This window comes from Pseudomonas sp. URMO17WK12:I6, from assembly GCF_003253625.1.
Taxonomy (GTDB): Bacteria; Pseudomonadota; Gammaproteobacteria; order Pseudomonadales; family Pseudomonadaceae; genus Aquipseudomonas.
The window spans coordinates 34,485-59,728 of sequence record NZ_QKYZ01000021.1; the positions used below are offsets into that span (position 1 = coordinate 34,485).

At 60.4% G+C, this 25,244-nt stretch carries 21 protein-coding genes and 1 pseudogene; 8 read left to right on the forward strand and 14 right to left on the reverse strand.

Going from position 1 to position 25,244, the window contains the following annotated elements:
* Positions 1-121 precede the first annotated feature (121 nt).
* The 5 genes from F475_RS26920 to F475_RS26940 form a co-directional block, all read right to left on the reverse strand.
* Positions 122-565 carry a hotdog fold thioesterase gene (locus tag F475_RS26920; protein WP_096480908.1) on the reverse strand — a complete coding sequence of 148 codons (444 nt, stop codon included), beginning with the start codon at positions 563-565 and terminating at the stop codon, positions 122-124.
* Positions 566-597: 32 nt separating this feature from the next.
* Positions 598-2,265 (reverse strand): AMP-binding protein, encoded by a 1,668-nt coding sequence (locus F475_RS26925; protein ID WP_111455161.1) that lies wholly within the window; start codon positions 2,263-2,265, stop codon positions 598-600.
* Positions 2,266-2,365: 100 nt separating this feature from the next.
* Positions 2,366-2,818, reverse strand: coding sequence for a phosphohistidine phosphatase SixA (sixA, locus tag F475_RS26930; protein ID WP_018926279.1), 453 nt, complete (start codon positions 2,816-2,818; stop codon positions 2,366-2,368).
* Positions 2,815-3,165: a DUF4389 domain-containing protein gene (locus tag F475_RS26935; protein ID WP_018926280.1), complete on the reverse strand. Its 351-nt coding sequence runs from the start codon at positions 3,163-3,165 to the stop codon at positions 2,815-2,817. The genes sixA and F475_RS26935 overlap by 4 nt, the downstream gene beginning before the upstream one ends.
* Positions 3,166-3,200: 35 nt before the next feature.
* Positions 3,201-4,223, reverse strand: coding sequence for an NAD(P)H-dependent glycerol-3-phosphate dehydrogenase (locus tag F475_RS26940; protein WP_018926281.1), 1,023 nt, complete (start codon positions 4,221-4,223; stop codon positions 3,201-3,203).
* 196 nt (positions 4,224-4,419) lie between these two features.
* On the opposite strand from F475_RS26940, the gene F475_RS26945 reads away from it, so the two are divergent.
* From F475_RS26945 to F475_RS26970, 6 genes are all read left to right on the forward strand, one after another.
* Complete coding sequence (locus F475_RS26945) at positions 4,420-6,537, forward strand: TonB-dependent siderophore receptor (protein ID WP_111455162.1); 2,118 nt, start codon at positions 4,420-4,422, stop codon at positions 6,535-6,537.
* A gap of 1 nt (position 6,538) precedes the next feature.
* Positions 6,539-7,471 carry an ABC transporter substrate-binding protein gene (locus F475_RS26950; RefSeq protein ID WP_111455163.1) on the forward strand — a complete coding sequence of 311 codons (933 nt, stop codon included), beginning with the start codon at positions 6,539-6,541 and terminating at the stop codon, positions 7,469-7,471.
* Positions 7,468-9,369: an ATP-binding protein gene (locus F475_RS26955; RefSeq protein WP_111455164.1), complete on the forward strand. Its 1,902-nt coding sequence runs from the start codon at positions 7,468-7,470 to the stop codon at positions 9,367-9,369. The genes F475_RS26950 and F475_RS26955 overlap by 4 nt, the downstream gene beginning before the upstream one ends.
* Before the next feature lie 245 nt (positions 9,370-9,614).
* A complete protein-coding gene (gene fabA / locus F475_RS26960; RefSeq protein ID WP_018926285.1) occupies positions 9,615-10,130 on the forward strand; it encodes a 3-hydroxyacyl-[acyl-carrier-protein] dehydratase FabA in 516 nt (171 codons plus the stop codon).
* 11 nt (positions 10,131-10,141) lie between these two features.
* Entirely contained in the window at positions 10,142-11,362 is a 1,221-nt protein-coding gene (gene fabB / locus F475_RS26965) for a beta-ketoacyl-ACP synthase I (protein ID WP_007937568.1), read from the forward strand.
* 277 nt (positions 11,363-11,639) lie between these two features.
* Positions 11,640-11,828, forward strand: coding sequence for a hypothetical protein (locus F475_RS26970; protein WP_018926287.1), 189 nt, complete (start codon positions 11,640-11,642; stop codon positions 11,826-11,828).
* Positions 11,829-11,894: 66 nt separating this feature from the next.
* Here F475_RS26970 and F475_RS26975 read toward each other — a convergent pair whose 3' ends face one another.
* From F475_RS26975 to F475_RS27010, 8 genes and pseudogenes are all read right to left on the reverse strand, one after another.
* Positions 11,895-12,437 (reverse strand): DUF2058 domain-containing protein, encoded by a 543-nt coding sequence (locus F475_RS26975; protein WP_018926288.1) that lies wholly within the window; start codon positions 12,435-12,437, stop codon positions 11,895-11,897.
* Between the two features lie 25 nt (positions 12,438-12,462).
* Positions 12,463-13,296, reverse strand: a complete 834-nt coding sequence (mazG, locus tag F475_RS26980) for a nucleoside triphosphate pyrophosphohydrolase (protein ID WP_018926289.1) — start codon at positions 13,294-13,296, stop codon at positions 12,463-12,465.
* A gap of 111 nt (positions 13,297-13,407) precedes the next feature.
* A complete protein-coding gene (gene relA / locus F475_RS26985) occupies positions 13,408-15,651 on the reverse strand; it encodes a GTP diphosphokinase (RefSeq protein WP_018926290.1) in 2,244 nt (747 codons plus the stop codon).
* A 121-nt stretch (positions 15,652-15,772) separates the two neighbouring features.
* Entirely contained in the window at positions 15,773-17,125 is a 1,353-nt protein-coding gene (gene rlmD, locus F475_RS26990) for a 23S rRNA (uracil(1939)-C(5))-methyltransferase RlmD (protein ID WP_064616518.1), read from the reverse strand.
* Complete coding sequence (gene cysM / locus F475_RS26995; RefSeq protein WP_018926292.1) at positions 17,125-18,027, reverse strand: cysteine synthase CysM; 903 nt, start codon at positions 18,025-18,027, stop codon at positions 17,125-17,127. Before cysM ends, rlmD begins: the two co-directional genes overlap by 1 nt.
* Before the next feature lie 104 nt (positions 18,028-18,131).
* On the reverse strand, positions 18,132-19,154 hold the full coding sequence (locus tag F475_RS27000; RefSeq protein WP_111455165.1) for a YhcG family protein: 1,023 nt from the start codon (positions 19,152-19,154) through the stop codon (positions 18,132-18,134).
* Between the two features lie 145 nt (positions 19,155-19,299).
* Positions 19,300-20,013 (reverse strand): annotated as a pseudogene (locus tag F475_RS27005) (sensor histidine kinase); the annotation flags it as partial.
* Positions 20,014-20,026: 13 nt separating this feature from the next.
* The gene (locus tag F475_RS27010) at positions 20,027-20,749 is read right to left on the reverse strand and encodes a response regulator transcription factor (RefSeq protein WP_111455167.1); all 723 of its coding nucleotides are present in this window, start codon (positions 20,747-20,749) and stop codon (positions 20,027-20,029) included.
* A 215-nt stretch (positions 20,750-20,964) separates the two neighbouring features.
* Between F475_RS27010 and F475_RS27015 the strand changes: the two genes are divergently transcribed.
* The gene (locus F475_RS27015) at positions 20,965-23,715 is read left to right on the forward strand and encodes a response regulator (RefSeq protein WP_018926296.1); all 2,751 of its coding nucleotides are present in this window, start codon (positions 20,965-20,967) and stop codon (positions 23,713-23,715) included.
* A gap of 97 nt (positions 23,716-23,812) precedes the next feature.
* Positions 23,813-24,802: a 2-hydroxyacid dehydrogenase gene (locus F475_RS27020; protein WP_111455168.1), complete on the forward strand. Its 990-nt coding sequence runs from the start codon at positions 23,813-23,815 to the stop codon at positions 24,800-24,802.
* A gap of 5 nt (positions 24,803-24,807) precedes the next feature.
* Here F475_RS27020 and F475_RS27025 read toward each other — a convergent pair whose 3' ends face one another.
* Positions 24,808-25,203, reverse strand: a complete 396-nt coding sequence (locus F475_RS27025) for a hypothetical protein (RefSeq protein ID WP_111455169.1) — start codon at positions 25,201-25,203, stop codon at positions 24,808-24,810.
* Positions 25,204-25,244 lie beyond the last annotated feature (41 nt).

The window sequence follows — 25,244 nt, forward strand, 5'->3', positions numbered from 1 at the left end:
CTGCGCAACAGTCGTTAGACCATTCACCGCGGTGTTTCAGGAAGATTGAGATGGCAGGATTTACGACTGCTGCGCAGCCGAACGCAGGCTTCGCCAGCTGCTACACAGAACATGTCGAAACTCATCGTGCTGGTGGATTCTCCCCCAACGGCACCACCGCCATGGTCAGCCGCGACACACAACTGGCCTTGCCCTCATCACTGGTCAAGCGAATATCCCAGACATGGGTGGTGCGCCCGATGTGAATCGCCTTGGCCACCGCCGTCACCCGACCGCTGCGCAGACCGCGCAAATGGTTGGCGTTGATTTCCAGGCCCACGCAATAAAACTTGCTGGCGTCGATGCACAGGAAACTGGCCATCGAGCCAACGGTTTCGGCCAGCACCACCGAAGCGCCGCCGTGCAGCAATCCATAAGGCTGGTGCGTACGGTGGTCAATGACCATGCTCGCGGTCAGAGACTCGTCATCGAAGGCTTCGAAGCGAATATCCAGCACTTCGCCGATGGTGTTTTTCTGGATAGCGTTCAACTGCTCGATGTTGGGAGTGGTGCGCCACAGAGTCATTGTTGCGTTCCTTTGTTGGTGTTGTTCGTGACTCAATCCTGCCACAGCACCGCCTCGCTGCGCGCGCTCCATTCTTCGAAGCGCGCACCGTAAGCCGCTTCAATCATGTTGCGCTTGATCTTCAAGATCGGTGTCAGGAAACCGTTTTCCACCGCCCAACAGTCCTTGACCACCACCAGCCGGTGCAAGCGTTCATGTTTATCAAGCGAACCGTTGACCTCCTCCAGCAGCTTTTCCAGACTTGAATGCAGGCCCGCCCTCATCGTTCCGCTGGCGTCTTGCAGGCCAACCGCCGACAACACGCATAACCCCAGCGGTGCGCTCAAGCCGTCGCCCACCACGCACACTTGTTCGATCCGCGAATGCACCGCCAGGCGATTCTCGATCGGCGCTGGGGCCACGTATTTGCCTTTGCTGGTCTTGAAAATTTCCTTCAGGCGCCCGGTCAGGCGCAGGTTGCCCTCGGCGTCTTCCTCGCCCTTGTCACCGGTGCGCAGGAAGCCGTCCTCGGTGAGGGTTTCGGCGGTTTTCAAAGGCTCCTTGAAATAGCCGAGCATGATCGCGCCGCTGCGCACCAGCACTTCACCTGATGGCTCAACCCGTACTTCGACCTCCGGGCATGGCTTGCCGATCCAGCCAGGGTTGTTTTGACCGGGCAGGCCGATGTGGGAGTAACCGCAGCTTTCGGTCATGCCGTACACCTCCAGCACGTCCAGCCCCAGTTTTCGATACCAGTTCAACAAGGCCTGCGGCACTGGCGCCGCGCCGGACAAGGCGATGCGCAAAGCGTCCAGCCCCAGCCCGGCGAGGACTTTGTGCCCTACCCGTTTGCCGATGAAAGGCAGGCCGAGCAGGAAGTCGAGGCGTTTTGCCGGGATCTTGCCGTACACGCCCATCTGGAATTTGGTCCAGATGCGTGGCACGCCGAACAGCGCGGTCGGTCGGGCACGCTGCAAATCGGTGAGGAAGGTGTCGAGGCTCTCGGCGAAAAACACCGTTTGCCCGGTGTAGATCGCTGCCAGCTCGACGAACATCCGCTCGGCGACATGGCACAGCGGCAGGTAGGACAGCAGGCGATCCGACTCATTCAGGCCAAACAACCGGGTGCCATGGGTGGTGGCAAATCCCAGCGTGCCGAAACTGTGCATCACGCCTTTGGGCTGGCCCGTGGTGCCAGAGGTGTAAATGATGGTCGCCAGTTGATCGGCGGCGGGTTTGGGGTCGTCCTGAATCGGTGAGCTGCGTTGCAGGTCTGCCCAGCTGAAATCGAAAGTGCCCACCGGGCACAGCGGCAGGCTGATGGTCGGCAGGTCAGGCCTAATCCCGACGGACATGCCCGGCCAGTCATCCAGCTTGCCGATGAACGCCAGTGCAGCTTCAGAATGTTCGAGCACCTGGGCCACGGATTCGGCGGTCAGATTGGGGTACAGCGGCACCGAGACATGCCCGGCCATCCAGATCGCCAGGTCGGCGATGATCCAGTGGGCACAGTTTTTCGAGATCAATGCGATGTGGCTGCCTTGCGGCAATTCACGAGCCCGCAGCCAGTGGGCGGCACAGCGCGCCTGATGACCGACGTCGGCCCAGGTCAGCGTCTCGACCTGGCCGCCCCCTGTCGGCTGAACCAGAAAGCGCTGGCGTGGATGACGGGCTTCGCGCTCGTAGAAGACGTCCAGTGGCAAACGAAAAGCAGCAGACATGCGACTTGCTCCCATATTTCTGGTCTGGAGCAAGCGTAGTCAACCAAGCAAGTGCTTGGTTGACTATTTCACACAAAAATCAGCGTCCTGTGGGAGCCGGTTACGGGGTTTTGATGCCGTTGAGCTTCATCGCCCCGACCAGCAGTTCATCGCCCTCAAGCTCGGCCAGTCCGGCGGTGCCGACCCGCTCCGGGTCTTGCACGTGACCATGCTGCAAATAGCCCAGCAGGTTACCGACCAGCGGGTTGTGGCTGACCAGCAGTGCGTGATCCACGGAAACCAACTGCTCCGCCACTGCTTGCGGATTATTGTCGGGCGTCAGCCATTCGACGGTGCGAATCTCCGGTGCAAAACCCAGCTCCTTACGCACCAGCATTGCGGTCTCCTGCGCTCGCAGGTAAGGGCTGGCATAAATGGCAGTCAGGTGTTTGCCCTTCAATTTGGCCGCGATGCGCTTCACCTCTTTGCGCCCCTTATCGGTCAGGGCCCGCTCGGAGTCCGGACGGGTACCGTGAGGTTCGGCTTCACCATGACGCAATACCCAGAGTTTCATAGTTTCGGTTCCTCATCTCGGGCCGGATGCGGCGCCGGCGCCACAACGTGCGGGGCTTCACCTTCCGGTGTACGCGGCGCTGGCCAGTCGGCGAACGGCCAGGGCTTCTGGTCGCTGTGAAAGCTGCCGAAACGACCGATCTGCGCCAGAAACTGGCTCAGGCTGTCGCCGAAATTCATCAGGCTGGCGCTCGGTGCGCCATATATCAAACGATAGATCAGCTGCACCAGCACCACTGCGCCGAGGATCAATTGCGCCACTTGCCAGACCAGCACATAGACAATCATCCACAGCACCCGCAGCAGGATGGATTCGTACTTGCCTTCTTCTACTTTCGGATCGTTCATGTCTGTCTCGCTCCCTGCTCGTATCGGTTAAGTGCTTAGAAACCACTGGGGGAAATAAAGTCCACGTCGGTTTTCGGTTCGCCACGCATCAACAACCCGATCACCTGATCAAGCGTGCGCCCTTCGAACAGAATCGCGTGCAATCCGGCGACCAGCGGCATATATACACCTACTTCCTGAGCCTTGGCCTTGAGCACCTTGAGGGTATTCACGCCTTCGGCCACTTCGCCCAGACGCGTCACCGCGTCCTCCAGGCTCAAGCCCTGGCCGAGGGCAAACCCGACCTGATAATTGCGGCTTTTCGGCGATGAGCAGGTGACGATCAAATCGCCGACGCCCGCCAGCCCCAGGAACGTCATCGGGTTGGCACCCTGACTGACCGCGAAGCGGGTCATTTCCGCCAGTGCCCGGGTAATCAGCATGCTCTTGGTGTTTTCGCCCATGCCCAACGCCACCGCCATGCCGGCGATGATGGCGTAAACGTTTTTCAGCGCCCCGCCCAGCTCCACGCCAAAGCGGTCGGCGCTGGCGTATACGCGAAAGGTCCGGCCATGCAGCGCGGCCTGGACCTGCTGGCAAAGGTCTTCGTCTTCGCTGGCAACCACCGTGGCGGTCAGCGCGTGCTCGGCGATTTCACGGGCCAGGTTCGGCCCGGACAGCACGCCGATGCGCGCTTGCGGGGCGATGTCTTCAAGAATCTGGCTCATAAGCTTGAACGTATGGGCTTCGATGCCTTTGGTCAGGCTCACCAGCATTTTGCCGCTCAAAAGCTGAGCGTAAGGCGCCAGCACCGAGCGCAGCGCGCTGGAGGGCAACGCGACGAAGCACAGGTCGCAGGCTTCCAGCGTGGCTTGCAGGTCTGTGACTGCCTCCACCGCCGGAAGAATCTTGATGCCTTTGAGGTAACGCGGGTTCTCGCGATTGACCCGAATGGCCTCGGCCTGCTCGGGGTCACGCATCCACAGCCGCACCTGATGCCCGTTCTCGGCCAGCAGATTAGCCACGGCGGTACCAAAACTTCCGCCTCCCAGGACCGCAATTGGGCGCTGTTCAGTCATATGCAATCCGTTAATCCATACCAGTGGCGATGCCCGCATTATACGGAGCGGCCCAGTCGCGGCCAGCCCCGACATCAATTACCGGCACTTGTAGGAAGAAGACCAAGAAAACCGAGGAAAATGCCCACAACGTGACTGGAAAAGTCATTGCGCTCGGTTAACATGCGCGCCAATTAATCGCTATCAAGGCCGTGCCGTGTCTTTTGGCTCTCCCTCTCCTCGCTCGCCACTGGTACTGGCGCTGATGTTCAGCTCGCCATTGCTGGCCGACGACCTGTTCCTGGACAACGATCCGTTGCCGCAAGTGCTCACCGCGACGCGCCTGAAGCAGTCGCCGGCGGCCGTGCCGGGCAGCATGACGGTGATCGACAGCGAGCTGATCAACGCCAGCGGCGCGCGGGACATCAGCGAGTTGCTGCGGCTGGTACCGGGGATGATGGTCGGCAATATCAGCGGCAACCAGGCAGCGGTGAACTACCATGGCACCAACGCCAGCGAAGCGCGGCGCATGCAAGTGCTGATCGACGGCCGCTCGGTGTACCGCGCGGGCCTGGCCACGGTGGACTGGAGTGATATTCCGGTGGCCATGGAAGACATCGAGCGCATCGAGGTTTTCCGTGGCCCGAACACCGTCAGCTACGGCGCCAACGCGCTGATGGCGGTGGTCAATATCATCACCCGCAAACCGGCCGACAGCCACGGCACGCGGCTGAAAATCACCCGAGGCCAACGCGGCATCAACGATTTCTACGCCAGCCAGGGTATGGGCTGGGACAGCGGCGACTTGCGCCTGTCGCTGTCCGGCCAACAAGACGATGGGTTCGACTCGGACCGCACCGGCGCCGATTATCGCGACAACCGTCGTTTGAATCGCTTCAGCCTCGCCGTCAGCCAGACGCTCAATGAGAATCAGAGCATCGATTGGCAACTGAACGCCAAGGACGGGACCAACCAGCGGCCCTATACCTACAGCCCGGTGTTCTCAGGGATTACCGCCGCTGGGAACAATTCCGACGTCATCGCCAAGGACTACGCCGGCTCGCTGCGCTGGAACCTGGACATCAACCCTGATCACAGCCTTTATATTCAAGGCTCGGCGCAACACTGGGATCGTCAGCAGACTTGGCGTGCCTGCGATGCCGAGATCTCGTTCAGCCCGGAGCTGACCCAACTTTGGCACCTCAATCCCAATTACACCGAACGCCTGGCGCGCAACATCGCTCGTTTCACCGGCGCGCCCCCCGGTACAGCGGCAGAACAAGACCTGGCCAATCAGGTTCTGGCGCAATGGCGAAACGGCGCGAACAAAACGCTGTGCGGCGACATCGACCAGAGTGCCCGAGAGTCGCGCTACGACCTCGAACTGCAAGACACCCTCAGCCTGTCCGACACGCTGCGGCTGGTCAGCGGCATGAACTATCGTTACGACCGGGCCGATTCCGAGACCTACTTCAATGGCACGCTCGACGACACCACCTGGCGGGCGTTCGGCCAACTCGAGTGGCGCGCCACCGAGCACTGGTTGCTGCAAGGCGGGGCGATGTTCGAAGACACGCAATTGACCGGCAGTTCACTGACCCCACGACTGGCGGTCAACTATCTGATCAACCCGCGCCACGGTTTGCGCGCGGTGTATTCGGAAGCCGTCCGCTCGCCGGACATGTTCGAGAACAGCGTCAACTGGAGTTACCAGGTGACCAACCTGCAACCCAGTGCCTATGGCCAGACCAGCGCCCGCTATTTCGTCAGGACCCGTGGCCCGGGTGACCTCGAACAGGAACGCATGCGTTCCCGGGAATTGGGCTACAACGGCTACTTCACAGACTGGGGGCTGACGGTCGATGTGAAGCTGTTCTACGACGAAATCAACGGCATGATCAGCGAACCGCTGCGCAACAATCAGTACATTGCCAGCAACTCGAACAGCTCACGATTCTCAGGGACGGAAACCCAACTGGACTGGCGCGTCAGCAGCACCGATCGTCTGCGCCTGACGTACGCCTATGTCGATGCCGAGGCGAGCAACCCGCTGGATGCACAACAAACGGCGCGCAACAGCGGCTCCGCCGGTTGGCTGCGCAACTGGGGCCAGGGCTGGAACAGCGCGCTCTTCTACTATGGCGCCGACGCCCTCAACGGTTACCGCTTCGAACGGGTCGACACCCGCCTCGCCAAACGTATCGGCTTGGGCAAGGCCAATCTGGAGCTGGCCGGGATCCTCCAGCAACGCCTCGACAATCAGCCCACCACTTTCGTCGACAACAACTACGACGAACGCCGGGTGCTCTACTTCAGCGCGGAGCTGGAGTTTTAAGATGCCGTATTGCCTGCCACGGAAGACGCCAACCCTTGGCCGCCTGCTGGCCGGGCTGTGCCTGGTGTTTGCCGGGCTGCTGTGCAATCTGCCGGCCCGGGCCGCCGACATTCTGCTGACCGGCGCCGACGACAGCCCTGGCGTGCAGTCTTTCGTCCAGGCCCTGAGCGAGTTGCGCCCCACCGACAGCGTGCGTTTCCAGCCGGTCGCCAGCTTGCCGGCACCCGGCCAACTGCCTGCGAGCACCCGCCTGATTCTGCTCGACTTGCAAAGCCTCGACTGGCGCCTGCAAGACGCCCAAGGCCCGGCAACGCTGGTGCTGCGCATCAGCCGTCTGCAAGCCCACCAACGCTTTGGCGATGTTTCGCCACCGCACCTGAGCCTGCTCTGGAGCGATCCGCCGCTGGATCGACAATTGCGCCTGACCCGACTCGTCCTGCCCGAGGCTCGACGGGTCGGCGTGCTGTTCGACAGCCACAGCGAATTCCTGCTGAAGGAACTGCATCAGGCAGCCCTGCCCCTGGGCCTTGAAGTGGTCACCGAGCGTTGGGACAACACCAATGACAGTCGCCCGTTGCAGGCCCTGCTGAAAAACAGCGATGTGCTGCTGGGCCTGGATGATCCTGATCTGTACAACCCCAAAACCGTGAAAAACCTGCTGCTCAGCAGCTACGCACGGCAGCTGCCGCTGATCGGTCCCAATGCCGCGTTCGTCAGGGCGGGCAGCCTCGCCAGCACCTACAGCGACCAGAGCGATTGGCTGAAGATTCTCGACGAACTGCTCGACCGCCCCTCCAGCACCTGGCCGCGCACCCTTTATCCGCAGCACTTCAAGGTCTTGAGCAACCCGCAAGTGGCTCGTTCATTAAGCATTGAACCGATGAATGAAGCCTCTGTCGCAACACAGCTGGCCGAAGGAGAACATCGCCCATGACCTTCCATAGCGGTTGGGACATCAATACCCGTACCCAGATCATCAGCCTCGGCCCGGCGCTGCTGCTGACGTTGCTGCTGATCAGTTTTTTCACCTTCGTGCGAATCCAGGACCTGCGCCAGGAACTCAACCACACCGGTCAACTGATCGCCAACCAACTGGCGCCGGCCACCGAATACGGGGTGATCTCGGGTAATAACGACGTGCTCGAGAGTTTGCTCAAAGCCACCCTGGCCACGCCCAATGTGCGTTTTCTGGAGGTTCAGGACCGCACCAACCGGGTTCTGGTGTACGTCGAACAACCGTCGGAAACCCACAATCGTTCGCACCAGGTCGAAGTGTTCCAGGCACCGGTGCGGCTGCAACGCATCGCGCTCAACAATGACTTCTTCCAGAACAGCCGCACCGCCCCCACGAAGCCGGGAGAGGATTACCTGGGCCGGGTGATCGTCGGTCTGTCCAATGACGCCTTCAACCAGCGCCAGCAGGAAATCCTGTTCAAGGCCGGGATCCTGGCTCTGTTCGCCCTGCTGTTTACCTTTCTGCTGGCTCGGCGTCTGGCCAGCAGCCTGTCGCAACCGATCCATGACATCGGCAATGCGGTCAAGGCGATCCAGAAAGGCGACTACAAAACGCCCCTGCCGATTGTCGATGACACCGAACTGGGCGCCCTGTCACAACACATCAACAACCTTGCCCAGGGCCTTGAACAAGCCAGCCGCGAACAGCATCAGGCCATGGCGCAATTGATCCAGACCCGCGAGGAAGCGGAAAAGGCCAACAACGCCAAATCCGATTTCCTGGCGATGATGAGCCATGAGCTGCGCACGCCGATGAATGGCGTGCTGGGCATGCTGCAACTGCTGGAAACCACCGCGATGACCGAGGAACAGATCGAGTACGCCGCGCTGGCTTCTGAATCGACTGAACACCTGCTCAAAGTGATCAACGACATTCTCGACTTCTCGCGCATCGAACGCTCGGAACTGGAGCTGGAGCATATTGCATTCAACCTCGCGGACCTGATCACCAGTTGCGCCCAGTCGTTCCAGCACGGCGCAGTGCAACGTGGGCTTGACCTGCAACTGCAGATCCCCGAGGACATGCGCGCCCTGCAGGTTCAGGGCGACCCGACGCGGATCCGGCAGATCCTGGTCAACCTGGTCGGCAATGCGCTGAAATTCACCGAACGGGGCCGCGTCACGATCGAACCGCAGTGGCAGTCGCTGGATCACGAATTGCTGTGGTTCACCTGCACCGTGCGCGACAGCGGGATCGGCATCCCGGCCGAAAGCCTGGAATTGATGTTCAACGCGTTCCAGCAGGCCGACAGTACTATTTCAAGACGTTACGGTGGCACCGGGCTGGGGCTGCCGATTGCCCGCACTCTGGCAGAACGAATGGGCGGCACCTTGCGTGCTCAAAGCGAAGAAGGCGTCGGCTCGGTGTTCACCCTGGAAATTCCTTTGGCGCTGTATAAGCAGTCGTTGCCGGTGCTGACGCCGCGAGTACATACCGGCAATGGCCACGGCGAAGGTCGCAATGTGTTGCTGGTGGAAGACAACCCGGTCAACCGCACCGTCATTGAAGCAATGTTGCGCAGCCTGGGCTTTACTGTCAGCGTCGTCACCGATGGTGCACAAGCGGTGCGCAGCGCCGAGAGCCTGATTTTCGAAGCGATTCTGATGGATTGCCGACTGCCGGTCATTGACGGCTACGAGGCCACCCGACAGATTCGCCAACTGCCCGGCTGCGCTGACGTGCCGATCATTGCCCTGACGGCCAACGCCTTGCAGGGCGATCGTGAAGCCTGTTTGTCCGCGGGAATGAACGATTACCTGGCCAAGCCCTTTAAACGCACTGATCTGCAGCAAATTCTGCAGCGTTGGGTGCAGTAGTGCAGGCCTTTCGACGATCTGCGACTGGCGTGAAAGACGAAAGTGCGGCAGTCTTAGGCACCCGAACAGGCCCTAAAAGGGGCTTGAATAATAATTTCAGTGCACAAGTGTACATTCATGTCCTTGGTACTGTGACTTTCACTACAACGCAATAGTCTATGAGTAGGCTGCTGACTCGAGGCATGAACGCTTCGATCGGCCGGGAAGATTCGCCCCCCTGCCGCATGGACTATTGAGGAGCTCGCATGACCAAACAAAACGCCTTTACCCGGGAAGACCTGCTGCGCTGCAGTCGTGGTGAGCTGTTCGGCCCGGGTAACGCGCAACTGCCCGCCCCGAACATGCTGATGGTCGATCGCATCACCCTGATCTCCGAAGAGGGTGGCAAGTACGGCAAAGGTGAATTGGTCGCCGAGCTGGATATCACTCCAGACCTGTGGTTCTTCGCCTGCCACTTCGAAGGTGATCCGGTGATGCCGGGCTGCCTGGGCCTCGATGCCATGTGGCAACTGGTCGGTTTCTTCCTCGGCTGGCAAGGCCTGCCGGGCCGCGGTCGCGCCCTGGGTTCGGGCGAAGTGAAATTCTTTGGCCAGGTACTGCCGACCGCCAAGAAAGTCACCTATAACATCCATATCAAACGCGTCCTCAAAGGCAAACTGAACATGGCCATCGCCGATGGTTCCGTGACTGTCGACGGCCGCGAAATCTATACCGCCGAAGGCCTTCGGGTCGGCGTTTTCACCTCCACTGACAACTTCTAAGGGTTATCCGCATGCGCCGCGTCGTTATCACTGGTCTGGGCATCGTTTCGTGCCTGGGCAATGACAAAGAGACCGTCTCCGCTAACCTGCGTGCAAGCCGCCCTGGCATCCGGTTCAACCCGGAATATGCCGAAATGGGTCTGCGTAGCCAGGTTTCCGGCTCCATTGACCTTCCCCTCGAAGAGCTGATCGATCGCAAGATCTATCGCTTCGTCGGCCACGCGGCGGCTTACGCCTACCTGGCCATGAAAGATGCCATCGCAGACTCCGGCCTGACCGAAGAGCAAGTTTCCAACCCGCGTACCGGCCTGATCGCCGGTTCCGGTGGCGCCTCCACGCTGAACCAGATGGAAGCGCTGGACATCCTGCGCGAGAAAGGCGTCAAGCGCGTCGGCCCATACCGCGTAACGCGGACCATGAGCAGCACTGTTTCCGCTTGCCTGGCCACCCCGTTCAAGATCAAGGGCCTGAACTACTCCATCGCTTCTGCCTGCGCCACCAGTGCTCACTGCATCGGTACCGCCATGGAACAGATCCAGATGGGCAAGCAGGACATCGTATTCGCCGGCGGCGGTGAAGAAGAGCACTGGAGCCAGTCGTTCCTGTTCGACGCCATGGGCGCCCTGTCCAGCCAGTACAACGAAACTCCGGAAAAAGCTTCCCGTGCCTACGACGCCAAGCGTGACGGTTTCGTCATCGCCGGCGGTGGCGGCATGGTCGTGGTCGAAGAGCTGGAACACGCTCTGGCCCGCGGCGCGAAGATCTACGCGGAAATCGTTGGCTACGGCGCGACCTCCGACGGCTACGACATGGTCGCCCCAAGCGGCGAAGGCGCCATCCGCTGCATGCAGATGGCCATGTCCACCGTTGACGCACCGATCGACTACCTGAACACCCACGGCACCTCGACTCCGGTCGGCGACGTGATGGAAATGAAAGGTGTGCGTGAAGTGTTCGGCGACAACGCTCCGGCCATCAGCTCCACCAAGAGCCTGTCGGGTCACTCCCTGGGCGCCGCCGGCGTTCACGAAGCGATCTACTGCATGCTGATGATGGAAGGCAACTTCATGGCGGGTTCCGCCAACATCGACGAACTGGACCCGGAAGTGGCAGACATGCCAATCCTGACCAAGACTCGCGAAGACGCCACCATCAACACCGTGATGAGCAACAGCTTCGGCTTCGGTGGCACCAACGCCACGCTGGTACTGAAGCGCTGGCAGGGTAAGTAATACCCGCCTACGCCACACATAAAAACGCCCCGACTGGTTCGGGGCGTTTTTTTTGGCCAGGTTTTATCTACGGCCAGACAGCCCTTGAAACATGAAACATTTGTCATGGAACTCAACAGCCTGCGACTGAATGTCGCGTATTTCGCGGGCTGCAGCACTTTCTCCGTTTTTGAAAAAGTCCGTTACCGATTTCAGCCGTTTACTTAGCCAGCTAACAAAACTTATAACAAAGGCCTGCACACGCCTTGCTGCAGATAACAGAGATTGGAGCTAGCAGATGACTGTAAAAGTAACTGAACGCGACGATTCACATATGTCCCATGAAGGCATCGCCGCCGGTATCCGCATCTGGGATGTACATCAACAAGACCTGCTGGTCGGGATGTTCCACTCCGAGACCGAAGCCCACCAATACAAGGCCGAACTGGAATCACTGGAGCAGCAACGCGAAGCGCGTTCTGCATAACCACCGCATTGAAAATGACAAACCCCGCCATGAGCGGGGTTTGTCGTTGTTGCAGCTGCTAACGGCTTACCACATCAGATCGTCAGGAATCTGATAGGCCGCGTACGGATCGTCTTCGGTGCTGACTTCTTCTGTCTTCACATTCAGCTGCACGATGCGCTGTGGGTCGCGCTCCTGAATCTTCAGGGCCGCTTCACGAGGGATCACTTCATAACCGCCAGCGTGATGCACGATCGCCAGGGAACCGCTGCTGAGCTTGTTGCGCATCAGGGTGTTGACGGAGATACGCTTGACCTTTTTGTCGTCGACGAAGTTGTAGTAGTCCTCGGTGTTCAGCTTGGGCAGGCGCGAGACTTCGATCAATTGCTTGACCTGGGCGGCTCGGGCCTTCTGCTCGGCCTTCTCCTGCTGCTGACGGTTGAGCTCCTGATCGCGCTTGACCTTCTCGGCCATGGCTTCCTGAGCCGCACGCTGCTGGGAGTCATCGAGTTCGATCTGGCCTTTGTGGGCCAGACGCTGTTGTTTCTGTTTTTCTTTGCCGACCTGTTTGGCCTGCTTTTGGTTGACCAGCCCTGCTTTGAGCAACTGGTCGCGAAGGGAAAGGCTCATGGTGCTTACTCACTTAGGCAACAGCTCAGCCGCAGCTGGGCAAATTCTTTTCCTGACGTTTGGCTTCGCCCCACAAGGCGTCCAACTCTTCGAGGGTGCAATCTTCTATGGGACGGTGGGTGTCGCGCAATGCCTGTTCGATAAATCGGAAGCGTCTTTCAAATTTTGTGTTCGCACCACGCAGTGCGGTTTCCGGATCGACCTTGAGGTGACGCGCCAGATTGACCACGGAAAACAGCAGGTCGCCGACTTCATCGGCAATCGCCGCCGAGTCATTGTCGGCCATGGCTTCAAGCACTTCATCGAGCTCTTCGCGAACCTTGTCGAGCACCGGCAAGGCGTCCGGCCAATCGAACCCGACCTGCCCTGCGCGCTTCTGCAGTTTTGCCGAACGGGACAACGCCGGCAGTGCCGCGGGTACGTCATCGAGCAAGGACAACTGCTCCGGCGCCGAAGACTTCTCGGCGCGTTCTTCGGCCTTGATCTCTTCCCAGCGTTGCTTGACCTGCTCTTCATTCAGACGCGGGACGTCCAGCGGCGCGTACAGATCACCGGTGGGAAATACGTGAGGATGACGGCGGATCAACTTGCGCGTGATGCTGTCGACCACGCCAGCGAATTCGAAGCGCCCTTCTTCCCGAGCCAGTTGGCTGTAATAAACCACCTGGAACAACAAGTCGCCCAACTCACCCTGCAAGTGATCGAAATCGCCGCGTTCAATAGCATCGGCAACTTCGTAGGCTTCTTCCAGGGTGTGCGGGACGATGGTGGCGTAGGTTTGCTTGATGTCCCACGGGCAGCCGTACTGCGGGTCGCGCAGACGGTTCATCAGGTGCAGCAGGTCTTCAAGTGAATACATCAATCAATCTCTGCGAGAACCTGTGGGAACCTGGCTTGTCGGATCGCCGCACCGCCGCAATCAAAAAAGCCAGCCCCACAAAAGCTTGGCGGCCACAAAAAAGTGAACGCCTTACGGTGTGCGGTTACGGCGGGTTTCGATGATGTTCGGCAACTGGGAAATACGCCCCAGCAACCGCCCCAGCGCATCCAGCCCCGGAATCTCGATGGTCAGGGACATCAACGCAGTGTTGTCCTCTTTGTTCGAGCGGGTGTTGACCGCCAGCACGTTGATCCGCTCGTTGAGCAGCACCTGCGACACGTCACGCAGCAGACCGGAACGGTCGTAAGCGCGAATGATGATGTCCACCGGATAGGTGAGCACCGGTACCGGCCCCCAGCTGACCTGGATGATCCGCTCCGGCTCGCGCCCGGCCAGTTGCAGCACCGAGGCGCAGTCCTGACGGTGGATGCTCACGCCACGGCCCTGGGTGATGTAACCGACGATGGCGTCCCCCGGCAACGGCTGGCAGCAGCCGGCCATCTGGGTCATCAGGTTGCCGACGCCCTGGATCTGGATATCGCCGCGCTTGCCCGGTTTATAGCCGGTGGCTTTGCGCGGGATCAGCTCCAGCTGTTCGTTGCCGCGTTCCGGCTCGACCAGTTGCTGCGCCAGGTTCACCAGTTGCGCCAGGCGCAAATCGCCTGCGCCCAACGCAGCGAACATGTCCTCGGCGGTCTTCATGTTGGCCTTTTCGGCCAACTTGTCGAAATCCACCTGCGGCAGGCCGAGGCGATTGAGTTCGCGCTCGATCAAGGTTTTACCGGCCGCAACGTTCTGATCGCGGGCTTGCAACTTGAACCAGTGAACAATCTTCGCCCGCGCCCGCGACGTGGTGATGTAACCCAGGTTCGGGTTCAGCCAGTCGCGGCTCGGAGTGCCGTGCTTGCTGGTGATGATCTCGACCTGTTCACCGGTTTGCAGGCTGTAGTTGAGCGGCACGATGCGCCCGTTGATCTTGGCGCCGCGGCAGTTGTGACCGATTTCGGTGTGCACGCGGTAAGCGAAGTCCAGCGGTGTCGCGCCCTTCGGCAAGTCGATGGCATGACCGTCGGGAGTGAAGATATAAACCCGGTCCGGCTCGATATCGACCCGCAGCTGTTCGGCAAGGCCGCCGATATCGCCCAGCTCTTCGTGCCACTCGAGAACCTGACGCAGCCAGGAGATTTTCTCTTCATAGTGGTTCGAGCCGGACTTGACGTCGGTGCCCTTGTATCGCCAGTGCGCGCAAACCCCCAGCTCGGCTTCTTCGTGCATGGCGTGGGTGCGGATCTGCACTTCCAGCACCTTGCCTTCAGGGCCGATCACCGCGGTGTGCAGCGAGCGGTAGCCGTTCTCTTTCGGGTTGGCGATGTAGTCGTCGAACTCTTTCGGGATGTGCCGCCACAGGGTGTGGACGATGCCGAGCGCGGTGTAGCAGTCGCGCATTTCCGGCACCAGCACGCGAACGGCGCGCACGTCGTAGATCTGGCTGAACTCCAGACCCTTGCGCTGCATTTTGCGCCAGATCGAATAGATGTGTTTGGCACGGCCGCTGATGTCAGCCTCGACGCCGGTGGCCTGCAACTCGTTCTTGAGCTGGGTCATCACATCGCTGATGAAGCGCTCGCGATCCAGCCGTCGCTCATGGAGCAACTTGGCGATCTGCTTGTACTGGTCGGGCTCGAGGTAACGGAAGGACAAGTCCTCCAGCTCCCACTTGATATGACCGATACCGAGGCGGTGAGCCAGCGGCGCGTAGATGTCGAAGACTTCACGGGCGACGCGGTTACGCTTCTCGTCATCGGCGGTTTTTACCGCACGGATCGCACAAGTGCGCTCGGCCAGTTTGATCAGCGCGACGCGCACGTCGTCGACCATGGCCACGAGCATCTTGCGCAGGTTTTCCACCTGGCCTTGGGTGCCCATCACCATGGATTTACGCGGACTCAGACTGTCGCTGATCGCCGCCATGCGTTGCACGCCGTCAATCAGTTTGGCGACCACCGGGCCGAAGCGCTGGCTGACCGCCGGCAACTGGATCTGGCCTTCGCGCACGCCGCGGTACAAGACTGCCGCGACCAACGAATCCTGATCGAGTTTGAGGTCGGCGAGAATCTCGGCGATCTCAAGGCCGGTGCGGAAACTCGAGGTCCCTTCGGACCACAGGTTTTTCGCCGCATTGGCTTGTTGTTCGGCCTCGCGAGCGAACTCGCAGGCTTCTTTCAAGGCTTCGCGATCCAGTGCCGTATCGATACTGACCGCGTGATCGAGCCAAGCCTCGAGATTGATACTGCCGTCAGTGTTGATCGGCTGGTGTGCTCTCACCTGTACCATCTTGCTTTACCTTCCCTACGACGCAGATTCAATGCGTCAAATCGCTGACCTTCATTGTCCGGGCGCCCCGCCGGGCTGATGCGTGGCGGCACGGACGGTCAGTCGGACCAGACGAGCCATCCTAGCTCGCTTCAAATAACGCCATGGCCTCGACATGCGCCGTTTGAGGAAACATATCGAGAATCCCGGCACGTTTTAACCGGTAGCCCTGCTTGATCAATTCGACCGTGTCGCGCGCCAGAGTTGCAGGGTTGCACGACACATAAACCAATCGTTCGGCACCCAGGGACGCAAGCTTGCGCACCACCTCGAAAGCACCGTCGCGAGGTGGGTCCAAGAGTACCGCACAAAAGCCTTCGCTGGCCCATTCGGCATCAGCCAAAGGCTGGGATAAATCGGCCTGAAAAAATTTCGCGTTATGCAAATTATTACTAGCGGCGTTCGCGGCGGCCCGCTCGACCATGGCCTGCACACCTTCCACCGCCACCACTTCACGAACGGTTCTGGCCAGCGGCAAGGCAAAGTTGCCCAACCCGCAGAACAGGTCCAGAACCCGCTCATCGGCTTTCGGCGCCAACCATTCCAGCGCCTGAGCGACCATCGCTTCGTTGACCCCGGCGTTGACCTGGATGAAATCTCCAGGCCGATACGCCAGATTCAAGTCCCACGGTTCAAGGCGATAGCCCAGGGTCTGATCGGCGTCGACCGGTTGCGGCTCGCCGTCGCCATGCAGCCACAACTGGGCCTCATGGAGCGCGCAGAATTGCTTGAGGATCGTCATGTCGGCTTCGGACAACGGCGCCATGTGCCGCAGCAATACCGCCAATGACGAACCGCTGAACAATTCCACATGCCCCAGTGCCTGAGGTTTGCTCAAGCGCCGCAGCATATCCGGCAAGCAGGTCATGATCGGCTGCAAGGGCTGTACCAGCACCGGGCACTCGTTGATGGCAACGATGTCCTGGCTGCCGGCAGCGCGGAAACCGACTTCGAGTTTTTTCGCCTTCATGTCCCAACGCACCGCCACCCGGGCACGACGCCGGTAGCCGAATTCAGGACCGCTCAATGGCGCAGCCCACTCTTCGGGCTCGACGCCGGCGACCCGCGACAATTGCTCGGCGAGCATGCGCTGTTTCAGGGCGAGTTGTTCGTTGTGGGGCAGATGCTGCACGCTGCAACCACCGCAGCGACCGGCATGGGCGCACGGTGCCGGGCGGCGCAATTGGCTGGCCTGGAACACCCGCTCGGTACGCGCCTCGACCACTTTACCGTGGGCCCCCAAGACCCGCGCCTCGACCTCTTCACCGGCCAAGGCGCCGATGACGAACCAGGTGCGACCTTCAAAAAATGCGATACCGCGACCGTCATTAGCCAGGCGCTCGATGGTCAAACGCTGCTTTTTGCCGGTCGGGACTTGCGGGGCCTTGCTGCCGCCCGTGGGCTGAAAGCGCAGGCCTCTCTCTTGCTTGGCCATCAGTTGGGCGCGTCGAAAATGCCGGTCGACAGGTAACGGTCGCCACGGTCACAGATGATCGCGACAATCACCGCGTTTTCAACTTCTTTGGACAGGCGCAGCATCGCCGCCACGGCACCGCCCGAAGACACGCCGCAGAAAATGCCTTCTTCGCGCGCCAGACGACGGGTCACGTCCTCGGCCTCGCTTTGCGCCATGTCGACGATCCGGTCCACGCGATCAGCCTGATAAATCTTTGGCAGGTATTCCTGCGGCCAGCGGCGGATGCCCGGAATTGCCGAGCCTTCCATGGGTTGCAGACCGATGATCTGCACGTTCTCGTTCTGTTCTTTCAGGTAGCGCGAGACACCCATGATGGTGCCGGTGGTGCCCATCGAGCTGACGAAATGCGTGATGGTGCCCTGGGTCTGACGCCAGATTTCCGGACCGGTGGTGGTGTAGTGCGCCTCGGGGTTGTCACCGTTGGCGAACTGATCGAGCACCTTGCCACGGCCTTCGGCTTCCATTCGCTGGGCGAGGTCGCGCGCGCCTTCCATGCCTTCTTCCTGGCTGACCAGAATCAGCTCGGCGCCATAGGCCGTCATCGCGGCTTTACGCTCGGCGCTGGAGTTGTCCGGCATGATCAGGATCATCTTGTAACCCTTGATCGCGGCGGCCATGGCCAGGGCAATCCCGGTGTTACCCGAAGTCGCTTCGATCAGCGTGTCGCCGACGTGGATCTGCCCGCGCAATTCGGCGCGGGTGATCATCGACAGCGCCGGACGATCCTTGACCGAACCCGCCGGGTTGTTCCCTTCGAGCTTGAGCAAAAGCGTGTTGCTGGTGACGCCAGGCAGGCGCTGCAAACGGACCAGCGGAGTGTTGCCGACGCAATCGGCGATGGTTGGGTACTGCAAGGTCATGGCGTATTCGCAATCCGGACTGCGGGGGCGCCTATCATACCGGCAAACGTGCGCAGGCCATATCACGCAAAGTAAGGGGCTTATGGCTTATGGGAATAAGCAGTTCACTCCTCTTCTCCTTGTGCAATATTCAATGCATAAAACTCATGCAATTTGGCCTGCAGCAGCTGTTTGTCCGGAAGCTGGACCTGGTATTCAGCGATCAACGCTGGCGACAGGCTGCGGTTAAGGGCGTATTCGACCACTTCGTCATCCTTACTGGCGCAGAGCAACACACCGATGGCCGGGTTTTCGTGGGGTTTGCGCTCCTTGCGATCCAGCGCTTCCAAATAGAAGTTCAGCTTGCCCAAATACTCCGGCTTAAAACGACCGACCTTAAGCTCAATGGCTACAAGACAATTAAGGCCACGGTGGAAGAACAGCAGGTCCAGGGAAAAATCACACCCACCCACTTGAAGCGGATACTCGGAACCGACAAAGCAGAAATCGCGGCCAAGCTCGCTCAGGAATTCTTTGAGGCGCGCCATCAACCCTTTATGCAGATCAGTTTCGGCATGGCCACCCGGCAGGTCGAGAAACTCGAGCATGTAGGCGTCGCGGAATATCTCAAGCGCTGCCGGGTGGGCTTGTCTCAGCACTGCTGAGATTTTTGCTGGTTGGGTCACGCTTCGTTCAAACAGTGCGGTTTTGAACTGACGCTCTAGTTCGCGCTTCGACCATTTTTCCTGAACTGCCAAACGCACGTAGAACTCCCGCTCTTCCGGCCGTTTACTCTGGCTGAAAATGATCAGGTTATGCGACCAGGACAATTGTCGCACCAGTGGTGCGACTTTCTCTTCAGCGTGATAAGTCTCATAGAACTGGCGCATGCGAAACAAGTTCGACCGGGTAAACCCGCGCAACCCCGGTTGAGTCTGAGCCAGATGCTCAGCCAGTTGGCTGACCACAGAATCGCCCCACTCAGCCTGTTCCAGCTTGCGACTGATGTAAGCACCGACCTGCCAATACAGCTCGATCAACTGGGTATTCACCGCCTGCATGGCCTGCTGTTTGGCATTTTGAATCAGCGCAAGCACTTCATTGAAACGCTCGTCGTGTGCGTTGCCGGGGACGCTGGATGCATTCATACCGAACTCCTGGAGGACGAGGAAAAACGCGAGTCTATTCCGTCAAGTCAGGCTTAAGGTGTCGGCGATACCCTTTAAGAAAGGTCGTACAAAATAACTGGAACGCTCCGGCAAAATCAGCAAGCCTCTTCGCGGCCGGGGTTGATCACGCAATTTGTGGTCGACACATATCAATTGTGGGAGCGGGGGCGTCATCATTGTCGCCATGGAGATCAGCCAATAACAGCATATTCAGCCGTAAGCCCCGCCCTGCATTCTCCGCCCAAAGCCGCCCGCCCTGCCGCTGCACCGCATTCCTCGCAATGCTCAACCCCAATCCGAACCCATCCCCCGGCCGTGAACCGTCGAGCCGGATGAACGGCGAGAAGATTCGCTCAAGATCCTCGTCAGCCACCCCACCGCCCTCGTCCTCCAGCCACAGGTGCCAAAAGTCGCCATCACGCCGGCCATCGAACATCACGACACCGCCCTGCGGTGAATGACGAATGGCATTGCGCAGAATGTTTTCCAGCGCCTGGGCCAGGGTATTGAGATGGCCGCGCACCCAGCAGGAGGCATCCACCGCACAGTGCAACTGACTCGCCGGCCAGCTGCTTTCATAGCAAGCGTTTTCCGTGAGCATTTCCCACAAGGCCTGGACCTGGATCGCTTCATCGGGCAAAGACGTGCGCTCGGTGTCGAGCCAGGCCAGTTGCAGCGCATCCTCGACCAGGCGCTGCATGCCGTCGACTTCCCGGCTAATGCGCTCGCGCAATTGCTCCAGGTCCTGCTCGCTTTCGCAGGCCACCCGCAACCGGCTGAGCGGCGTGCGCAATTCGTGGGACAGATCGCGCAGCAATTGCTGTTGCAGGAGCACCGTGCGGCCCGGCGCGTCAGACCACTTCATCGACCGCACTCAATACGTACCCTTTGCCCCAAACCGTGCGCACTTCACGCTCGGTGTAACCGATGGCCTTGAGCTTGCGGCGAATCTGGCTGATGTGCATGTCGAGGCTGCGGTCATGGGGCGCATAACCGCGCTGCAATACCTGCTGATAAAGGAACGCCTTGCTCAACACTTCATCGTCGTTGCGGTTCAGCGTGTCCAGCAAACGGTACTCGCTGCGGGTCAGGCCGGCCGCGTACTCGCCCCAAAAGACCTCGCCCAGTTCATCGTCAAAACGCAGGCAGTCCGTCGCAGGGGGCGTCGGTATCGGCGCTGGTCGACGGTCGAACGCCACCCGCCGCAGGATCGCTTCGATGCGCACCCGCAACTCGGCCATGCTGAAAGGCTTGGGCAGGTAATCGTCGGCCCCGAGGCGAAAACCACTGATGCGATCCGTCTCGGCACCCAGCGCCGACATCAGCACCACTGGCGTGGAATGGCTCTGGCGCAATTGGGTCAACACCGCCAGGCCATCGAGCCCCGGCAACAGAATATCCATCAACACCACATCGAAGGCCTGCTGGCGCGCAATCGCCAGGCCTTCCTGCCCGTTCTGGCACCAGGTCACCTGAAAACCGCAGCGCCCCAGATGCTCATGAACATAAGCACCGAGCACTGGATCGTCTTCGATAGAGAGGATGCGAGGATGGCCAATCGCGATGGGAGTCATGAGTATCTGCAAATAATTCTCAATTGATGATTATTCAAGATTGCCTCTCCAGGGGCAACCCAAGGTTTGTCTCCCTGGACCAAAGCATTGAACTGACCGACGAATGACGACATCAATTTTACGAAGATTGCCCGCATGCAAATCGCTACACTGCGCAAGTGGCGCGTGCCGGACGCATGTGCAGGTCAATAAACAGCTGGATGCAGGAGAGATGCGTGCTCAAGAAACTGGGAATTAAAGGCCGCGTGCTGTTACTGACCCTGTTGCCGACCACCCTGATGGCGTTGGTCCTGGGCGGCTATTTCACCTGGATGCAGCAATCGGACCTGCAAGCCCAGCTCATGCAACGCGGCGAAATGATCGCCGAACAGCTGGCACCGTTGGTGGCCCCGGCCATGGGTCGCAAAGACAACGAGCTGCTGGAGCGCATCGCCACCCAGTCCCTGGAACAGACCGACGTGCGCGCGGTGACCTTCCTCGCCCCCGACCGCACGCCGCTGGCCCATGCCGGCCCGACCATGCTCAATCAGGCCCCCCTGGGCAACGGTTCACAGTTGCTGCGCCGCAGTGGCAATGACGCCACGCGTTACCTGCTGCCGGTGTTCGGCAAGCACCGCAACCTGGCTGGTGACCTGATCCCCGATGAAGCCGACCGCCTGCTGGGCTGGGTCGAACTCGAACTGTCCCACAACGGAATGCTGCTGCGCGGCTACCGCAGCCTGTTCGCCAGCCTGCTGCTGATCGGCGGAGGCCTGGCCGGTGCGGCGCTGCTGGCGTTACGCATGGGCCGAACCATCAATCGGCCATTGAGTCAGATCAAACAAGCCGTGGCACAACTCAAGGACGGTCACCTGGAAACCCGCCTGCCGCCCCTCGGCAGCCAGGAACTGGATGAACTGGCGTCCGGCATCAACCGCATGGCCGGGACGCTGCAGAACGCTCAGGAAGAATTGCAAAACAGCGTCGACCAGGCCACCGAAGACGTGCGTCAGAATCTGGAAACCATCGAAATCCAGAACATCGAGCTGGACCTGGCGCGCAAGGAAGCCCTGGAGGCGAGCCGGATCAAGTCCGAGTTCCTGGCCAACATGAGCCATGAAATCCGCACGCCGCTCAACGGCATTCTCGGCTTCACGCACCTGCTGCAAAAAAGCGAACTGACGCCGCGCCAGCTCGATTACCTGGGCACCATCGAAAAGTCTGCAGACAGCCTGTTGGGGATCATCAACGAGATTCTCGACTTCTCGAAAATCGAGGCCGGCAAACTGGTGCTCGACCATATTCCGTTCAACCTGCGCGACCTGCTGCAAGACACCCTGAACATCCTCGCCCCGGCCGCCCACGCCAAAGAGCTTGAGCTGGTGAGCCTGGTTTATCGCGATACGCCACTGTCGCTGGTGGGCGATCCGTTGCGACTCAAGCAGATCCTCACCAACCTTGTGAGCAATGCGATCAAGTTCACCCGCGAAGGCACCATCGTCGCCCGGGCGATGCTCGAAGAAGAGCATGAAGACAGCGTGCAACTGCGCATCAGCATTCAGGACACCGGCATCGGTCTGTCGAACCAGGACGTGCGCGCCCTGTTCCAGGCCTTCAGCCAGGCCGATAACTCGTTGTCCCGACAACCCGGCGGCACCGGCCTCGGATTGGTGATTTCCAAACGGCTGATCGAACAAATGGGCGGCGAGATCGGCGTCGACAGCACGCCGGGCGAAGGCTCGGAATTCTGGATCAGCCTGAGCCTGCCCAAAACCCGCGACGACGCCGAAGACCTGCCCGGCCCACCGTTGCTCGGGCAGCGGGTGGCTGTCCTGGAAAACCATGAACTGGCCCGTCAGGCATTGCAGCATCAACTGGAAGACTGTGGCCTGAGCGTCACGCCGTTCAATACCCTGGAAAGCCTGGCCAATGGCGTGACCGGCGCTCACCAGACCGATCAGGCAATCGGCTTGGCGGTGCTCGGCATCACCAGCAACGACATGCCGCCGGAGCGCCTCAACCAGCACATCTGGGACCTTGAACACCTGGGCTGCAGAGTGTTGGTGCTGTGCCCGACCACCGAACTGACGCTGTTCCATCTCTCGGTGCCCAACCCCCACAGTCAGCTCCAGTCCAAACCCGCCTGCACCCGCAAGCTGCGTCGGGCCCTGTCTGATCTGGTCAACCCGCGCCAGCAGCGCAGCGACCCCGCCGAGCCGGTTTCCAGCCGCGCGCCGAAGGTCCTTTGCGTGGACGACAACCCGGCCAACCTGCTGCTGGTGCAAACCCTGCTCGAAGACATGGGCGCCAAGGTGCTCGCGGTAGAAAGCGGTTACGCTGCGGTCAAGGCCGTACAGAACGAGACTTTCGATCTGGTGTTGATGGACGTGCAAATGCCCGGCATGGATGGGCGCCAAAGCACCGAAGCCATTCGCCAATGGGAAAGCGAGCGGCATTGCACGCCACTGCCGGTCGTGGCCCTCACCGCCCATGCGATGGCCAATGAAAAACGCGCATTGCTGCAAAGCGGCATGGACGACTACCTGACCAAACCCATCAGCGAACGGCAACTGGCGCAAGTGGTGTTGAAATGGACGGGCCTGGCGCTGCGCAATCAGGGTCCGGAGCGTAATAGCGATAACAACAGCGGTCATGAACTGCAGGTGCTGGACCACGAAGAAGGCCTGCGCCTGGCGGCCGGCAAGGCCGATCTGGCGGCGGACATGCTGGCCATGCTGCTGGCCTCCCTGGAAGCCGACCGCGAGGCCATCCGCGTGGCCCGTGAAGCCAACGACCAGAATGCCCTGATCGAGCGGGTCCATCGCCTGCACGGGGCAACCCGTTATTGCGGCGTCCCGCAACTGCGCGCCGCCTGCCAGCGCAGCGAAACCCTGCTCAAGCAACAGGACCCGAAAGCCCCCGTCGCACTGGAAGAACTCGAACGCGCCATCAATCGCCTCGCGGCCCATGCGCGCATCAATGCCTGATGCAGCGCAATAACGCAGGAGGACCTGAACGCTAAGCTTAAACCCTATGGCAGCTGCCGAAGGCTGCTACGGGGTTTGAGACTTCCAGGAGGACAGCATGCGCACGATTCTTTTCAGCAGCCAGACCTACGACCGCGAGAGTTTTCTCGCCGCCGTCCTGCCCGCCGGCATCGAACTGCATTTCCAGCCGGCACGACTGAGCCTCGACACGGCGGCGCTGGCCGAGCATCACGAGGTGGTCTGCGCCTTCATCAACGATGACCTCAGCGCCCCGGTGCTTGAACGCCTGGCAGCGGGCGGCACACGCCTGATCGCCCTGCGCTCGGCCGGTTACAACCATGTCGACCTCCCGGCGGCGAAGCGCCTGGGGCTGACGGTTGTGCGAGTCCCAGCCTACTCGCCCCACGCCGTGGCCGAACACGCGGTGGCGTTGATCCTGGCGCTCAACCGCCGTCTGCACCGCGCCTACAACCGTACCCGCGAGGGCGATTTCAGCCTGCACGGGTTGACCGGCTTCGACCTGGTGAACAAGACCGTCGGCGTGGTCGGCACCGGGCAGATCGGCGCGACCTTTGCGAAGATCATGCACGGCTTCGGCTGCCAATTGCTGGCCTATGACCCCTATCCGAACCCACAGGTCGAAGCCCTCGGCGCGCGCTACCTGAGCTTGCCGCAACTGCTGGCCGAGTCTCAGATCATCAGCCTGCATTGCCCGCTCAACGAGCAGAGCAAACATTTGATCAACCGCGAGTCACTGGCGCACATGCAGCCCGGCGCGATGTTGATCAACACCGGGCGTGGCGGTCTGGTGGACACGCCGGCGCTGATCGATGCGTTGAAAGACGGTCAATTGGGGTATCTGGGGCTCGATGTCTATGAAGAGGAAGCGCAGTTGTTCTTCGAGGACCGCTCCGACCTGCCACTGCAAGACGATGTGCTGGCGCGCCTGCTGACCTTTCCAAACGTGATCATCACCGCACACCAGGCCTTCCTCACTCGCGAAGCCCTGGGCGCGATTGCCGCGACAACTTTGCAGAACATCGCGGCCTGGGCGGCCGGTTCGCCACAGAATCAGGTCGAGCGCTGAACGGCTCAGGCCTTGGACAAGAGGATCATCAGGCCCAGCCAGCCGAAGCCCAGCAAGCGCTGCCCCGTTGAATGCCCGCGACGCAGCAGGAACCAGACAAAAAACGGCGGCAGAAAGAAAATCATCAGTTTCAGCCAGAGTTCCACCGGACGCGGTCCATTGAGCACCGGTGCCGGGACCTCAGCCTGGATTTCGGTTTTTCGTTTACGCCCGAAGGCGGCCGGGGTCACCCGAGGCACACTCTCATTGCTCGGCAAACGCCCGAAAGAAAGCGGTGCTTCCACAGGCGCTGCCGTCGAAGTAGCCGCGTGCACCGTTGCCGCAGGCGCACCGCAATGAATGCAAGCAGGCGCCGTGGAGCTGATGCGTTGCTTGCACTCGTAACATTCGATCAACGCCATTTCTGTTCCTTAGAGATGCAAAAGTGGCAGTTTGCCATGGA